This window comes from Limnobaculum zhutongyuii (assembly GCF_004295645.1).
GTDB classification, from domain to species: Bacteria; Pseudomonadota; Gammaproteobacteria; order Enterobacterales; family Enterobacteriaceae; genus Limnobaculum; species Limnobaculum zhutongyuii.
Window position 1 is genome coordinate 4,573,948 of record NZ_CP034752.1, and the last position, 15,508, is coordinate 4,589,455.

Here is a 15,508-nt window from a genome sequence, read left to right on the forward strand (position 1 = left end):
ATTTTACGACCAGCGTTTAATAATCAGTGAGGTATTGATGCCACCAAACGCAAAGTTATTGGATTGAATATATTGGGCATTAATATATCGGCCATCATCAACGATATAGTCCAATTTACCGCACTCCGGGTCAGGGGTTTCCAGATTAATGGTAGGTGAAAACCATCCCTCCTGCATCATCTCAATAGACAACCAGGCTTCAAGGGCTCCACAGGCTCCCAGCGTATGGCCAAAATAGCTTTTCAGCGAAGATATTGGTGTGCGATCGCCAAAAATAGCTTCTGTGGCCAGACTTTCTGCCACATCACCACGCTCGGTTGCAGTACCATGTGCAGAAATATAATCGATATCTTCAGGTGTTAAGTTAGCGGATTTTAGCGCCTGTTCGATGCAAGTTTGCATCGTTTCTTTGCGTGGTTGAGTAATATGCGATGCATCGCAATTGGTGGCAAAGCCGACAATTTCACCATAAATTTTTGCTCCACGCGCCAGTGCATGTTCCATCTCTTCTAAAATCAGAGTACCAGCCCCTTCACCAATGACCAGACCATCACGTTGCGTATCGAAAGGACGTGGCGACAGCTTGGGACTGTCATTCATCTGACTGGTTGCAAACAGGGTATCAAAAACCGCGGCTTCTGAAGGGCAGAGTTCTTCCGCCCCACCGGCAACCATAACGGTTTGGTAACCATGACGAATAGCTTCATAAGCATAGCCAATGGCCTGACTGCCAGAAGTACAGGCGCTGGAGGTTGGGATCACCCGACCGCGCAAGCCGAAAAACAGGCCAGTATTCACCGCTGCTGTGTGAGGCATCATTTGTACGTAGGTTGTGGCGGTAATGCTGTAAACGTTTTTATCGTTTAGCATGGTTCCAAACTCACCAACCTGTTTGGTGCTACCGGTTGAAGAGCCATAAGCAATACCGGTATCGCCATTGTTCAGAACGTCATGGCCTAATAAACCGGATTGTTCCAATGCCAGCTCTGTTGCACGGGTGGCTAAGAGGGAAACCCTTCCCATTGAGCGGATCTTTTTACGGGTATAGTGTTCCGGGAGCGTGAAGTCATTAATCGGTGCGCCAAGCAGCGTGTTAAGCCCCTCGAACTCTTGCCATTCCGGCATAAACTGCACGGCATTTTTTTTCTGTTTCAAATGATGCGAGATAGTCTGCCAGTCATTGCCTAATGCGGTTACGCCACCCATACCTGTGATGACAACTCTGCGCGTCATACCATACCTCCATTTATTGATATCACCTGACGCGTAACATAAGCCGCAATGTCAGACATTAAATAACTGGCCAACCCGGCCACTTCATCACTGTTTCCCATGCGTTTGAGCGGAATCATGCGCATGGCTTCATCGAGCGCTGCCGGTTCCATATCAAGAATACCGGTGTCAATCAGCCCCGGTGCAATACAGTTAACGGTGATTTTCCGTTTTGCCAACTCCAGAGCCAGCGCTTTGGTGGCGCCAATTATACCCGCTTTGGCAGCGCTGTAGTTTACCTGACCGCGATTTCCCGTAATGCCTGAAACGGAAGAAAGAGTAATAATGCGTCCACCCTGACGTAAACCTATCATCGGTATAACGCAGGGATGAATCACGTTATAGAAGCTATCCAGATTGGTATGGATGACGCCATCCCAGTCGGTTTCTGTTAACGCGGGAAACGCACCATCCCGAATAATACCGGCATTATTCACCACGCCATAATAGGCACCGTGCTGTTCAATATCTTGTTCAATTTATTGGCGGCATTGTTCACGATCGCTGATATCAAAACAGATTAAGCGACCGCAGCCACCCGCAGAAGTGATTTGCTGCAGCGTTTGCTCTGCACCTGCTTTATCACTCAGGTAGTGAACCACAATAGTGAATCCGTCCTGCGCCAGACGGCGGGCAATGGCTTGCCCAATTCCTTTACTTGCGCCGGTGACTAAAACAGAACGCATCATGCGGTTGCTCCCTCTGAAGTTGGTGGTTGTATAAGCTGGGCTAATTCCCGATCGTCAGGTTGGTAGACATTCAGCCTGGCCTGAGTTATCCGCTCGCCATTTATTTCCAGATAGCAGTCAAAGCTGGCCAGCTTTTCATCCTGTAATTGCCGGGTGACGGATACACGTAATATGCTGTTATATGGGTATTCATGAAGCGTTGACTTAAGCCCCCGGGCGCCAAGTAACATACCTAATCGTGGCGTTTCGTTCTTTCTCATGCCGTGCCATCCGCGCCAAACGCCGATGGCTTGCGCCATCATTTCAATAGCAAACCAGGCGGGCAGGGATTTATGCTCGTTCAGAAACGGAGAAAGTATCCCTTCGGTGCTGACTTTCACTTCACAAATGGCATGGTCATCGTCAACGGCACAAACCTTTTCCAGAAACACCATCGGTGATTCATGGGGTAGATAATATGCAGCGGGCTGAAACTCCATCATCCAACATCTCCCAGAAGTACACAGGCGTTATTCCCGCCAAAAGCAAATGAGTTTGAAATAATTGTTTTATTGGTTATTTTTTGTGATGAGGTAACCAGGTTAATATCGGCAAGCGTGCTGTCTTTTGCCGATGTTGAAAAGTTCTGAATGGGTAAATTGAGATCTCCGACCAAAATTAACCAGCTGAGGATTGCCTCAGTAATGCCTGCCGCACCGAGGGTATGTCCGGTAAGGTGCTTGGTTGAGCTACAGGGGGTGGCATGACCAAAAAGCCGGTTAACCGCTTTACTTTCTGCGGCATCATTCAACGGTGTTGCGGTACCATGTAAGTTAATATATCCAATTTGCTCCGGGGTCATTTCTGCCTGCGCCAGCGCCATTCTCATGGCCTTTTCTGCCCCTTCCCCTTCCGGATGAGGTGCGGACATATGCCAGGCATCTGATGATTCTCCCATGCCTAAAAGCGCTATCCGGGCGGGATTGCGCGTTAGCAAAACTAATCCGGCGCTTTCGCCAATATTAATACCGTTTCGTCCTTGTGCGAACGGCTGGCAGAGTTGACTGGATATAGATTCCAGGCTGTTAAAGCCGTTAATTGCCATTCGACATAGGCTGTCAGCCCCACCAACCAGCGCAGCATCAGCCAGTCCGGCTTTAATTAATCGATAGCCGCTGATAATGGCACGAACGCTGGAGGAGCAGGCTGTTGAAATCGTATAGGCAGGGCCATTTAACGACAGTAAGGCCGCCAGAAATTGAGCCGGATCGCCCAGCTCTTGCTGTTGGTAGTAATAGCTATCGGGAAGTTTTCCGTTAGCAAGCTGATGGGCAATGGCCAGTTCACCTTCATGTATGCCGGAGGTACTGGTTCCCATCACTACGGCGATACGATCTGAGCCAAACTGGCTGATAGCGGTATCCAGCTCCGGGCGGAGTTGTTCAAGTGCGGCCATCAACAGACGGTTGTTTCTGGAATTATGCGCAACCAGCTCAGCAGGCACTTCCGGTAATGGTGCGCAAACTTCACCAACCCAGGTAGGGTTCTGATTTAATAACCAGTCAGTAGAAAGCTTAAGCCCGGATTTCCCCTGAGCCAGATTCTCGCTGATTTGTTCCAGCGAATGGCCCAATGCGTTCACCATTCCGGCGGCAGAAAAATAGATCATGATGAGGTATCCACATTTTGAATGCTGATCTGATAGCCAAAATGGTGCTGAGTGATCAGCACGGGTTTACGCCGATTATTCTCTGACAGATATTGAATTTCGCTGATGACATTGCCTTTGTTATCCGTGAGTATTCGCTGGTTTTGCTGGTCACTTAACTGCCATCCTTCAGGCAAATGCGCTTGCCAGTCAGCTATTGGCCAATAGCTCAACATAATATCGGCTAATACCTGCTCTGCCGGAGGAAGTTGAGGAAGGCTAATGGACTGTTCGGTATGGATACCGGTTGCATCATAAGTCAGTTTAAATAGCCGAATACCCACCGGAGACAGTGCCGCCAGCGTGATCTTGTCCTGGTCAGCATCCAGTAATACCAGCATAGACTGGGATTTTCCTTCAACCGTAGCGGTCAGTAGTTGCTGATAATGCAGAGGAGAGGCCAACGTTGGCGCAGGCAATGTGACTTTGGTACCGCGCTTTAGCCAGGCTTGAGGATGACTCTGATCCTGATTCAGTGAACAGCCGCTTAGCAGCAGTATTAAGAAAGTGGTAATAATCCCTGTTGTTATTTTCATGATATTTTTCCGGGGTTAGTACGTTCTGGCAACGCCAGCGGTGAAAGAATGAAGGCGGCAAAGATCCCGCCACTGAGTACCAGACCAAAACCTGAAATAGCCTGAGTGCCACTGGCAGCCAGCAGGCCAAAACTTAGCTCGGTGGTTAATGCCGCCAGCAAAATAGAGAGCATGGAGGTGGATGGTGTCCCGGCAGGATTACTGAAAAATAGTGTGTAATCAATGCCAATACCCAGCACCAGAATCAAGGCTAATAAAGAGAACAGATTGAGTGATTGCCCACTCAGACTAAGCACGGCCAAAGCAATACCTAATGACAATATGGTTGGAATGATACAGCGTAAACCCTGTTTGAGACCAAAACGCCATAAAAACAGTGCACCAATGATTAACACTGAAATACCAAGCAATGTGGTCAAATGCTGGCGATAGACAGAAAATAGCGTAGAGAACTCGGTATGTTTATCTACCCAGTGTGTACCACTATGGTTGCTGGCGATTTGTTTCAACGCCGCAGGGTTGGTAACTCCCTCTACCGGAACCAGAACAGCAGACTGACCATTATCCAGACTGAGCCAGAGTAGCCGCCATCCTTCACTGGCAACACTATTAAGCCAATCCTGAGGTTTAATCGTTGTCTGCTCAAACGAGGGTTGTGTGGTGTTGATACCGGCCTGTTGTAGTCGATGGATAATTTCCGGTGCCTGTTGCCTGATTAAAGCAATATTCTTTTTTTGCTGCTGTTCCGAGGGAAAAGGAAGCAACCGATAGCCATTGAGCCAGCCGGACTGTTTTGCCGAGTCCAGTGCGCTTTCTAATGATTCCAGTCGTTGTAAAGTCTGCTCTGGCGATTCGCCATAAACCATAAACCACTTCTGATCGCTGTGCTGTCCGGTTAGTGCGGCAATCTGGCGTTCTTGCTGCTGGAACTCAGGAGGAAGAGTTTGCAGTTTACGAATGTCGTCATCGGTTTTTAGCTGAACCAAACCGGCCACGCTAATCAATAAAGCAATCAGAGGGATACCAATACGGAAAGCCTTGCCGTTTTGCCAGTAGAAAAGCCAACGGTGGATAAAGCCAAGGCGCAGGGTTTTACGAACCGGAAGACGGCGGGAAAGCCACGGATACCAGCAGATAACGGTTAAGAATGCTCCGGTTAACCCGGCCGCGGCAAATATAGCCAACTGCTGTAAACCAGGGAATGGTGCGATAAATAGCAAAAGGTAAGCGATCGAGCTGGAAATTACCGCCAGTAATAACGCCGGGAAAAGCTTTTTCATACTGATGAGGGCCGATTCATCTTCACCATGCACCATACGTTCAGTTAAGTAATGCAGTGCATAATCAATAGAAATTCCCACTACGCTGGTGCTCATCACCAGCGTCATCACATGTACTTCACCAAACAGAATAAATACCGCAACGCTTCCGCTAATAGCGCCAATAGTCAATGATAACAGCGTAAGCCACAGTGGTTTTAGCGAACGAAAAACCAGCAGAATGAGAATAATAATCCCTAAACCAGAGACGCTACCAATGGTGGAAATATCCTGCTGGGCTTGCTGGCTGGCGTAGTCGCTATAAAACAGGGTTCCTCTCTGTAATACTTGGGTGCCCGGCCATTTTTGCGCGATCTGCTGTTTTAGCTGGTCCAGTTTTTCAACGGTCTGGCGGGCGCTTTGAATATCATAAGACGAGGTCTTCAGTTCACCATGTAATAAATACCAGACTCTACCCTGTGGGTCTTTGCTGGTTAGCCAGCCATTATTTAATTGCAAGGTTCGGTTATTTTGCTGCTGGGTCATCTGGGCTGAACGTATGGTCAGCAGCGGATCGTTACTCAACTCTTTGGCGCTAATGCCGGAAAACGGTGAGTAGATCTGGCTCAGAATCCAGTCAGATTGGGACGAAGCATCACCCGTCAGGCGCTGCCGGGTTGCGCTATCCAACAGGGAATAACGATTATCAAAAAAGAATTTCCCCCATTGTTGTTGATGGTCAGGGCTCATCTGGCCTGATGTACTGCTAAAGGCAGTCATCTGTTTTAATTGCTGTTGCCACCAAAGAGCGGGAGCCTGATCGTCGGGCTGTAGCGGGCTGATTAACCAGACTAACTGGCGGTCTAAACGTTGGTTAAATCCCTCTTCCAGCGCAGGAGGAATATTTTCAATATGTTCTTTAGGCAGCAGGGCCATAACACTACTGTTCAGGCGACTGTTGGGCAAAACCACCATCAGCGCGATCAGTAACGCAATAACGCCAATCGCCCAGGCGTATGCAATGCGGCGATGTATCTCAGGACGAAAAATGGTGTTCTTCATCTGGAGTTAATACCGTGGGGGCTGTGGTTTGGTCAAAGAATCGAATATGGGTACTGTCGCCTTGCAGATCATTAATTTGGATCTCATTCAGAAACTCAGAACCATTAAGCGTAATTTGGCGAAATAACTTATCGAGCGGTGTCGTGGAAGGTTGCAAGACCAGCTGCCAGCTGCCTTTGCCAAGATCGCTAAACTGTAGGTTAAAGTTTTGCTCCAGTGCTTTGCGGTCCGCATGGAAAAGGGCGGTCAGGATAGAGTTAAAACGAAACATTTGTGGATTGCTATCTGCAGTAATCACCTGAGGCGGTTGACCCGCCATACGCTGTTCCATTCTGCTTTCGTTCATCATCAGCACCAGAGGAAAAGGTTTGGTTTGATTCCAGATTAATCCATGTGCTTGTGCAATCAGAACGTTACCGTTGGATTTCAGCGGTTGAGACATGCCGCTAATGGTGCGTTGTTGTTCAAATTGGGCACGCAGAACGGGTTGATGACTGAAGCGCTGCTGTAAATCATCAAGGGTTACCGCTGATGCCGCCTGACTTAGCAACAGGGAGGTGCCGGTAATCAATGAAGCGAGTAACCGGAAAAAGCAGTTCATGGCTGAACACCTAATTTATCAAACAGTATGGAAGGGCTGACGAAACACATTTCACCATTTTGTTGATTAACCGCAACCTGAATGGTGTAGCCCTTGGTTAATTTTTTACCGCTGGCCACATCAACAATGAGGTAGTCAATACGCAGGCGATTTTCATATTCTGTCAGGCGGGCGTTGACCCGGATTTTCTGTTCAAAACAGGCCGGAGCAATGTATTTCACCCGGGTGTCAATAACCGGCCAGGCATAGCCGGAATCGCTCATTTGTCGATAACCGTAATCAAACTGTTTTAGTAAGGCTTCCCGCGCTACTTCAAAATAACGGAAGTAGTTACCGTGCCAGACCACATGCATGGAGTCTACATCATGAAAGGGTACCGTCAGTTCAATATCGACGGATAAGCGAGGGTCGGAGTTAAGATTCATGATTATCACCTGACTTTTTTTCTGGCGAGTTTAACTGCCAGAATTGATAAAAGTTAAACCAGTCTAATGGTGATATCAGACTGTAGTGTTCCAGCCGTTTTGCGTAGCGTTCAACGGTTTCCTGAATCGCTTGCTGGCGGTTTTCTCGTGGCAGAATTAACGGGTCAGCAAATTTTTCAAAATGGATAGAGAATTGACCTTCAGGTTTCAGGCCAAACATGAGATATACCGGACAGCGCAATACAGACGCTAAAATAAAAGGTCCCTGAGGAAAGGGGGCCGGCTTCCCTAAAAAGTCGGCCCAAACAATGCGCTGCTCACTTTCCCGATGATATTGACTGACCGGCGTGCGATCTCCCACGATGGCGACCCATTCTCCGGCATCCAGTTTTTGTTTTAGCAAAATGGCAACTTCCGGGCCCCAATGACTGACCTGAATCAGATTGATATTGGATGCGGGATTAATTTCTTGCATCACCTGGTTGAAACGCTCAGCGTGCTGAGTGAACACCAGCGCATTAATTTTTAAATCAAAGGAGAGTTCGCCCAGAGCCCTGCAAACTTCTAAATCGCCCAGATGTGAACCAAGGATCAGGGTGCCCTGTTGAGCTGCCATTTGGTTCATGCACTCATTTTTGTCCGGGAAATCGACCTGATCCAGCTTAATATCACCTAACCAACAGGCCAGTTTGTCCAGCATGGCTTCACCAAAGCGCATAAAGTGGCGATAGCTGCTGAGGTGAGGTGGTAGCGGATGATTCTGTTGTGCTGCATATTTTTTTAGCTGATGCAGATAGTGTTCTGAAGCTTTGCGCTGTTGATTCCCTGTTAGCCAGTAAAAACCAATAACCGGATACAGCAGAAGATTAAATGCCCGTCGACCAAACAGGCGATAGGTTTTTACCATCAGGCGAATACCCCACAAGCCTTTACGCTCACTGGTGCGCGACCAGTGAGTTTCTGCTGTGAAATGTCGCATTATCAGTGACGGCATTCTGGGTAACATAGAAAGAAATAGTCGGGTATGCATCCACGAAATTCGCAGGTTGTCGCGCCAGACATCAAAATGAGACAAACCATCTTCAGGATAAATGACTTTGGTTGGAATAAAACGGGATTGAGTGCCTTGCCAGTAGAGCCGCACCATGATTTCAGTATCAAAATCCATCCGCTGCCCAAGGGGGACTTTATCCGCCAAAGCCAAAACAACATCTACCGGGTAGGCGCGAAATCCGCACATGCTATCGCGAATAGATAGCGACAGTGTCTCAATCCACACCCAAACGTGGGTAATGTAGCGGGAATAAAGCCGGGACTTAGGCACGCTGTCATCGTAAATGGGCTGACCAGAAATCAGTTGGTCAGGATATTGTTGTGCTTCAGCCAACAGTTTGGGAATGTCTTCCAGATGATGTTGTCCATCAGCATCAATCTGTATGCCGTGGCTGTATTTCTGACGTTGCGCTTCTTTTAATGCGCTGAGTACTGCTCCGCCTTTCCCTTTGTTATGAGGGTGTCGAACCAGCGTTACCCAGTCATATTGCTGACTGAGTCTGTCTAACTCACTGGCGGTTTCTTTTTGGCTGCCATCGTCAACAATAACGCAATGCAGGTGAAAAGATTCAAGCTGCTGTAAGGTAGCGGCCATGGTTTTGCCATGGTTGTAACAGGGAATGATCAGGCAGGGATTGAACCGATTCCCTGATGGTATTACTGACATAAGTTTATCCTGCCGCTGCTGGCAACCGTTTCACCACAGCAATATTGGAAATTAAGCCGGGATTTTGTTTCATCCCAGCTAAGGGTCAGGGTAATTTCTTCGCCGGGAAAGAGCGGGCGTTGAAACTTCACTACATCAATAGCGCTAAATACCGGAGAGAGTGGGAAAATCTCAGCGCCATAATGTATCGCCCAGTGAATTTGAGTCACGCCAGGTAATATTGGCTGTTCAGGAAAGTGACCTTTAAACCAGAACAGTTCTGGTTGGAGTTTCAAATGGAGAGTGGCACTTCCGTCATCAGAGATTTGACGGGCATGTTCCTGTGGCAACTTCATAAAAACAGTTCCTGTAATTCACTGTAGGCGCGCTTGCCTTGAGTATTTAGCGGAATGGCTTCCACTATTCGCCAGCGTTTCGGTATCGCAACCGGCTCAAGCCATTCTCTTAATTGTTGGCGCAAATGGTGGGTCAGGACGATCTCGCTCTGTTGATAATATCGCTTACCGGATTCTGTTAGTACGATAATCGCCGCCAGAATGGTTCGGTTTCCCTGCGTGAGTGGAATAATAGCCACATCACTGATTTCATTTAACGACAGCAGGCGCTGCTCTACGTCGGTAAGGGAAAGCCGTTTCTCTTCAATCTTAATGATTTTATCTTTACGTCCTAACAGGTGAAATCCATGGTCATCGATACGAATGATATCGTAAATAGTACTGCCGGAATCATCTTCAAACAGGGGGGATGTAACATGGATGGTATCGTCCTGAAGTTGGGCGATATCAATACCGTCAAAGGCCTGCCAGGGTTGTTCGGCATGCTGTTGGATACGATGGGCGATGACGCCGGTCTCACTGGTGCCATAAATTTCCAAAGGTAAAACCCCCAGACATTGCTGTACACGCTGGGCTTCTTCCCGATTTAATGGCCCTCCGGCAGAGAGAACCATCACACAGTTTAATGGCGTAAGGCTGCAATCCAGCCGTTTCAGGTAGGCCGGGCTGGCGACCAACATCAGTGGGGTGCCAGCAACGGGCTGTAATTGCTCATGATACTCTGTTGCCAGTGCATTAAAGGGTAGCCCCAGAGCAAGAGGTAAAAGAATACGGAAGGTTAAACCATAAAGGTGCTGATGGGAGACCGTTGCTGCCACCCGGGTATTTTCCAGTTGCCTGGAGCAATAGCGTGCCAGAATTTCGCTTTCCGCTTCCAGTAACCTGACGGGTTTAGAAACGGCTTTCGGTTGTCCGGTTGAACCTGAGGTAAACAGAATAATTTCGGCCTGTGTTGGCCAGTCAGGAAGGTCGAAAAAGGAGGCGCTTTGTTCTGGTGCCGTTGTTGATATCTGGATGGTCGGGCAGCTCACTTGGAGCGGTAAATCGGTCAGTAACGCATCAAAAGCGCCTTGTTGTTGCTGTTCCTGCAGTTGAGCCTGACGCAAATGCCCCGGAATGACAGGGGTTTTATTACTGTAAAGTAACGCTAGCATAGCGGCAGAAAAGAGATAGCTATCATTAAAACAAATAGCCCAGCGTTTTTCTGACGAGGATTGAAGTTGCCGGATTAGCGCTATTATTTGATGGCGAAAATCAGATAACGTGAGCAGTTGCTCGCCGCGCCAGGCTATCAGCGTATTATCGGGGCGTTGAGTGCTTAACGTGTCACGCAGGCGTAATGTTATGCGTGACGCAGCATTTTTCTGATTATCCATTCTGCACTCATTAATAATCCCATTAAAACATAACTGATAGCGCCATTGTACAGGGTCCATAACTGGATATCGCCGTACAAACAGGTGAAGAGCGCTATGCTTCCATTCAAGATAAAAAACAGACACCAAACCTGAGTCACTTTTCGCGTATAGCGTACGCCCTCAGGGGGTAAATCAGGTTCGGTTAATCTTGCTAATCGTTCGACGATGGTTGGCGGATTAAACAGTGAATGACCAAACAAAGCCAGTAACAGAACGCTAACCACTACCGGATAGTAAAGTAACCAATGATTTTGCTTCAACAGCCAGCTGGTAAGGGCTAATGCTATACCTAATAGCGCAAAGGCTTTCATCAGCCAGGATAGCTGTCGAATCTTCCCCCGAGCCAGTATTAAACGGCTGGCAAAAAGGATTATCAATGCAGGAGCTAATACTGATGACCCCCAATAAGTTAAACCAAAATAGACAGCAAATGGATAACCGATAACGGCCAGCGCTGTTATTCCCTGAATAATTATTGAGGGGGAAAACCGGAATGGCTTGTCGCTACTCATCAACAATGACGACAGTGGTTACTGAGTTTTCAGTAACTGGTCGATGGCATTAACGACATCTTCAACAGTACGCACTGATTTAAAAACTTCAGGATTAATCTTTTTTCCCGTCATTTTTTGCAGGTGAACAACCAAATCAACCGCGTCAATACTGTCCAGCTCTAAGTCTTCATATAGTTTGGCATCGAGTTTGATATCGTCAGCATCTAACTCAAAAAGCTTTACCATAATGGTTTGAATTTCATTAAGAATCTGTTGTTTATCCATTATTGTTTACCTTTAATTATTTGCCGCGTTGTGAAGCAATAAGCGCTGAAAGAGAGGCGACGGAATAAAAATGTTTGCGGGTATCTTCACTCTCAGCCGAAAGGACAACGCCGTAGCGATTCTTAATGGCTAAACCTAGCTCTAATGCATCAATTGAATCCAAACCTAAACCATCACCAAACAGAGGTGCATCCGTATCAATATCTTCCGGAGTCATGCCTTCTAAATTCAGTGATTCAATAATAAGCAGCTTAATATCTTGATTTAATACATCCATTATTTTTTCTCATTCGTTTTTATCGGCTCCGGGATGAGCTTCTGACTTAAAATTCGCGTCAAACGGCGAGCGGCAATAGCTGGCGAAGCGTCGCCCTCAGCAGCGTAATCCTTTGCGCTAATTTTTTCTTTTACTACGATTTGAAACAAGGGTTTCATTTTCGGGATATTATACCACTTTCCCTGTTTCGTCAGCATTGGTTGGTCGCAATGGATCGTGACCAACCGAATATCAGCATCGCATCGCACGGCAATATTCGCGGCACCGCGTTGCAAATGCATTTCCTGGCCGGGAGTCGTTCGCGTTCCTTCCGGAAATATCAAAATCATCCCTTTGTTATTTAATATTTCTTTGCATTGCGGTAATAAAATTTCTGATTCGGAATTGGCTATATACCCGGCGGATTTAATCACGCCGCGGACAAAAACATTATGTAATAAAGATTGTTTAACGATGCAGTCACAGCGTGGCATACAAGAGGCTAAAAAAACGTAGTCCAACAGGCTCGGGTGGTTGGCGACGATAATACAGCCTGCATCTTGTTTTAGCTTATCGATATTATAAAACTGGTAATCCAGTACACGAACAAAACGCATAAGCCAGATAAAAAGCTTAAAACTGTAGCGGATACTGTTTTGTGTTAGTTGGGTGCAGCGTTGTCTGTCTTTAACTAACAGACGTATCGTTGAGAACCAAAAAGTAGACAGCAGCAATCCACCAAGACCAAATACGGCAAAGCAAAATCCGGTAGCGGCAATACGCCAGATACGATTCAGAATGGAAGATTGCTGAGCATTTACTATTGATGCCATTGCCAGTCAGACCTCATTCCCTGTAGTGTGAATTGAGAATCTTTTGCCAGCCAGTGCTGCATAAAAGTGATGCTTTGTGGTAATGCGGGAGTCTCTGTTTCGACAGGTAAATGAGATACGCTTTTATCTATTTGCTGACAGCAGAGGTTTTCACCCGCAGATATCAAAAAACCAACGGCATAAGCCGGTATTCGGTGCACTATCCGTGTCTGATAAGCATCAGGAACTGCACCATCAAAATCAACCAGCAGCACTTTTTTCGCGCCATCAGCCAGCATTGCCTGTGCTTCCAGCATCCCCTGTTGAAAACCATCAATGCCTGCGGCAATAGAGGTTATTGGTAATGGCTGTTTTCCGGTAATGGTTAACAATCCGGATGCGGTGTTATGAACGGACATAGCAAAATCGGTTGGTGAGATATCTTGCTGTTGGCAAAGCCCTTCAATAATTTTGCAGGTTCGCTCAAGTTCACCGTGTCGGCTGATAAAAATAGCGGCATCGGGCTGTTGGTTCAGTAAGGTGAGGCCTACTTCTACGCTGAGTCGACTGGCAGTACTCATGCGGCGGGCGGTCATCATCGGAATATGCTGGGTTTTGGGTAAGGTGCCATCCCAGTCTGTTTTTGGATGTATTGACCAGTTTTGCCATTGTTCGACGCTTGATAGTCCCGGAGCCAGTGCGCACCAATCCAGAATGTTAAATGAATATGTCATTGATGATTAATGCTTTTTAAGCGACCCCTTGTTAATGCCTGGCGCGGTGATTGATACCTGAATCAAAAATATTGGATAACATGATATATAAATGAAAATGTTTTTGCTGCTGCAAATCCTGTTTTTATCAGAATGATTTAAATTTCATATTATTAATCAGGATATTTTCTTATTTTTCTATAGGGAATGTTTAGTTTATTAACTTATTGTACTTTTTTATTCATCTGTAGATAAACCGTTATGTCTTAGGTTATTATCTGGCCTGAAAAATAAATAACCATACGGAATGATGGCTATTACAGCGGATTTGAAGATATTAATGGAGAGTTGATCAAATGAAAATAAATCGTTTAAAAGGATTACTGGTTGGCATTATTGCCCTTATCTTTATTGCTGGCTGTAGTGGAAATCGTGCGGCTCGTGATATTACCTCTGATATAAATGGTAGCTTTACATCACAACAAATTGAAAAAGCCATTATCGACTCAGGTAAAGCTCGCGGTTGGGCAATGAAAAAGATGCGTGATGGCTTAATCACCGGCAAAATTGTTACCCGTGGTTACTCGACAGAAATCAGAATTCCTTATACTTCATCTCAATATTCTATTGAGTATGTTGGTAGCCAGAACCTGACTCCTGACACTGAAAAAGTGCCTAATAATTACAATCGTTGGGCAACCAAGTTAGATCAGGATATTCAAACTAAGCTGCTGGAACAGCAGAACCTGTATAACTAACTACTTTAGTTTTTCATTTAGTTTCCAAAAAAGCATACGACCTGACTCGTATGCTTTTGTGTTATCTATAAGAAATAAGGGAATATTTTTTGAGTACAGAGACTGAAGTACGCTATGGCTATGATAAGGACCCCTTCACAGCATTAGAAGCTATCACTGAAGCGCAGAAGCTTGCGTTTGCCCCAATGTTATTTCAAGCCGCACTAAATCTTCGTGACAGTGGAATACTGACCACACTGGATAAAGCCGGTAAACAGGGCGCAAGCCCTGAAGAAATAGCCCAATCGGTTAATCTAAATCACTATGCTATTCAGCTGTTATTGGATGTTGGTTTAAGTAGTCGCATTGTTTATCAAAATGGTGAGCGCTTCCTGTTGGGTAAAGTTGGTCATTTTTTACTGCATGACAAAATGACCCGGGTCAATATGGATTTTAGCCAGGATGTCTGTTATCAGGGAATGTTCCATCTCAATGAAGCGTTGGAAAAAAGCCAACCTTCCGGTCTTAAAGTATTTGGCGACTGGGCAACGATCTATCCTGCATTAAGTCAGTTACCTGATGCCGCGCAACAAAGCTGGTTTGCTTTTGACCATTTCTATTCCGATGCGGCGTTCAATGAGGCATTCAGACATATTTTTCTTTTAAATCCACAGCATATTTATGATGTTGGCGGAAATACCGGAAAGTGGGCGATGTGCTGCGCTAAAAATGATGAGCAGGTTAATGTCACCATTTTGGACCTTCCTCAGCAAATTGCTTTAGCTAAAAAGAACATTGAAAACGCAGGATACAGCGAGCGTATTAACGGTTATGGCGTTGATTTATTAACGGCAGATCAACTACCAGGTGAAGCGGATGTCTGGTGGATGAGTCAGTTCCTTGACTGTTTTAGTGAGGAACAAGTCGTGCATATTCTGAAGCTGATTGGTAAAAGCATGAAGCCGGATGCGCAGGTTTGCATTATGGAAGTGTTCTGGGATCGCCAACCATTTGAAGCTGGGGCGCTAAGCCTGAATGCCTCATCCCTCTACTTCACCTGTATGGCTAATGGTAACAGTCGCTTTTATCACTCTCGGGTACTGTATGATTGCCTGCGTAAAGCCGGATTTTACGTGCAACAAGATATTGATAATTTAGGTTTAGGTCATACCCTGCTGATTTGTAAGCGCTTACCTGACTAATTTTT

General features: G+C 46.3%; 17 protein-coding genes and 1 pseudogene. 2 read left to right on the forward strand and 16 right to left on the reverse strand.

Translation table 11 applies throughout. From position 1 onward, the window contains the following. Positions 1 to 3: 3 nt before the first annotated feature. The 16 genes and pseudogenes from EKN56_RS20520 to EKN56_RS20595 form a co-directional block, all read right to left on the reverse strand. Positions 4 to 1,233, reverse strand: a complete 1,230-nt coding sequence (locus tag EKN56_RS20520) for a beta-ketoacyl-ACP synthase (protein ID WP_130593492.1) — start codon at positions 1,231 to 1,233, stop codon at positions 4 to 6. Beyond that, positions 1,230 to 1,961: pseudogene (locus tag EKN56_RS20525) on the reverse strand (3-ketoacyl-ACP reductase FabG2). Before EKN56_RS20525 ends, EKN56_RS20520 begins: the two are co-directional and overlap by 4 nt. Then, the gene (locus tag EKN56_RS20530) at positions 1,958 to 2,443 is read right to left on the reverse strand and encodes an ApeP family dehydratase (protein ID WP_130593493.1); all 486 of its coding nucleotides are present in this window, start codon (positions 2,441 to 2,443) and stop codon (positions 1,958 to 1,960) included. Before EKN56_RS20530 ends, EKN56_RS20525 begins: the two are co-directional and overlap by 4 nt. Beyond that, positions 2,440 to 3,609, reverse strand: a complete 1,170-nt coding sequence (locus EKN56_RS20535; RefSeq protein WP_130593494.1) for a beta-ketoacyl-[acyl-carrier-protein] synthase family protein — start codon at positions 3,607 to 3,609, stop codon at positions 2,440 to 2,442. Before EKN56_RS20535 ends, EKN56_RS20530 begins: the two co-directional genes overlap by 4 nt. After that, positions 3,606 to 4,184 carry a DUF3261 domain-containing protein gene (locus EKN56_RS20540; RefSeq protein ID WP_130593495.1) on the reverse strand — a complete coding sequence of 193 codons (579 nt, stop codon included), beginning with the start codon at positions 4,182 to 4,184 and terminating at the stop codon, positions 3,606 to 3,608. The genes EKN56_RS20535 and EKN56_RS20540 overlap by 4 nt, the downstream gene beginning before the upstream one ends. Then, positions 4,181 to 6,505, reverse strand: a complete 2,325-nt coding sequence (locus EKN56_RS20545) for an MMPL family transporter (protein ID WP_130593496.1) — start codon at positions 6,503 to 6,505, stop codon at positions 4,181 to 4,183. Before EKN56_RS20545 ends, EKN56_RS20540 begins: the two co-directional genes overlap by 4 nt. After that, positions 6,480 to 7,106 (reverse strand): LolA family protein, encoded by a 627-nt coding sequence (locus tag EKN56_RS20550; RefSeq protein WP_130593497.1) that lies wholly within the window; start codon positions 7,104 to 7,106, stop codon positions 6,480 to 6,482. Before EKN56_RS20550 ends, EKN56_RS20545 begins: the two co-directional genes overlap by 26 nt. Next, complete coding sequence (locus EKN56_RS20555) at positions 7,103 to 7,531, reverse strand: acyl-CoA thioesterase (protein WP_130593498.1); 429 nt, start codon at positions 7,529 to 7,531, stop codon at positions 7,103 to 7,105. The genes EKN56_RS20550 and EKN56_RS20555 overlap by 4 nt, the downstream gene beginning before the upstream one ends. Next, positions 7,521 to 9,251: a glycosyltransferase family 2 protein gene (locus tag EKN56_RS20560; protein WP_130593499.1), complete on the reverse strand. Its 1,731-nt coding sequence runs from the start codon at positions 9,249 to 9,251 to the stop codon at positions 7,521 to 7,523. Before EKN56_RS20560 ends, EKN56_RS20555 begins: the two co-directional genes overlap by 11 nt. After that, positions 9,242 to 9,586, reverse strand: a complete 345-nt coding sequence (locus EKN56_RS20565) for a 3-hydroxyacyl-ACP dehydratase FabZ family protein (protein WP_130593500.1) — start codon at positions 9,584 to 9,586, stop codon at positions 9,242 to 9,244. The genes EKN56_RS20560 and EKN56_RS20565 overlap by 10 nt, the downstream gene beginning before the upstream one ends. Continuing rightward, positions 9,583 to 10,962 carry an AMP-binding protein gene (locus tag EKN56_RS20570; RefSeq protein ID WP_130593501.1) on the reverse strand — a complete coding sequence of 460 codons (1,380 nt, stop codon included), beginning with the start codon at positions 10,960 to 10,962 and terminating at the stop codon, positions 9,583 to 9,585. The genes EKN56_RS20565 and EKN56_RS20570 overlap by 4 nt, the downstream gene beginning before the upstream one ends. Beyond that, positions 10,929 to 11,516 (reverse strand): COG4648 family protein, encoded by a 588-nt coding sequence (locus EKN56_RS20575; RefSeq protein WP_130593502.1) that lies wholly within the window; start codon positions 11,514 to 11,516, stop codon positions 10,929 to 10,931. The genes EKN56_RS20570 and EKN56_RS20575 overlap by 34 nt, the downstream gene beginning before the upstream one ends. Positions 11,517 to 11,534: 18 nt before the next feature. Further along, complete coding sequence (locus EKN56_RS20580; protein ID WP_130593503.1) at positions 11,535 to 11,783, reverse strand: acyl carrier protein; 249 nt, start codon at positions 11,781 to 11,783, stop codon at positions 11,535 to 11,537. A 16-nt stretch (positions 11,784 to 11,799) separates the two neighbouring features. Next, positions 11,800 to 12,060 carry a phosphopantetheine-binding protein gene (locus EKN56_RS20585; RefSeq protein WP_130593504.1) on the reverse strand — a complete coding sequence of 87 codons (261 nt, stop codon included), beginning with the start codon at positions 12,058 to 12,060 and terminating at the stop codon, positions 11,800 to 11,802. Next, a complete protein-coding gene (locus tag EKN56_RS20590) occupies positions 12,060 to 12,872 on the reverse strand; it encodes a lysophospholipid acyltransferase family protein (protein ID WP_130593505.1) in 813 nt (270 codons plus the stop codon). Before EKN56_RS20590 ends, EKN56_RS20585 begins: the two co-directional genes overlap by 1 nt. Further along, positions 12,860 to 13,585 carry a beta-ketoacyl synthase chain length factor gene (locus EKN56_RS20595; protein WP_130593506.1) on the reverse strand — a complete coding sequence of 242 codons (726 nt, stop codon included), beginning with the start codon at positions 13,583 to 13,585 and terminating at the stop codon, positions 12,860 to 12,862. Before EKN56_RS20595 ends, EKN56_RS20590 begins: the two co-directional genes overlap by 13 nt. Before the next feature lie 335 nt (positions 13,586 to 13,920). On the opposite strand from EKN56_RS20595, the gene EKN56_RS20600 reads away from it, so the two are divergent. Further along, positions 13,921 to 14,322 carry a hypothetical protein gene (locus tag EKN56_RS20600; RefSeq protein ID WP_130593507.1) on the forward strand — a complete coding sequence of 134 codons (402 nt, stop codon included), beginning with the start codon at positions 13,921 to 13,923 and terminating at the stop codon, positions 14,320 to 14,322. 89 nt (positions 14,323 to 14,411) lie between these two features. Next, entirely contained in the window at positions 14,412 to 15,503 is a 1,092-nt protein-coding gene (locus EKN56_RS20605) for a methyltransferase (protein WP_246019910.1), read from the forward strand. The last annotated feature ends 5 nt before the right edge of the window (positions 15,504 to 15,508 follow it).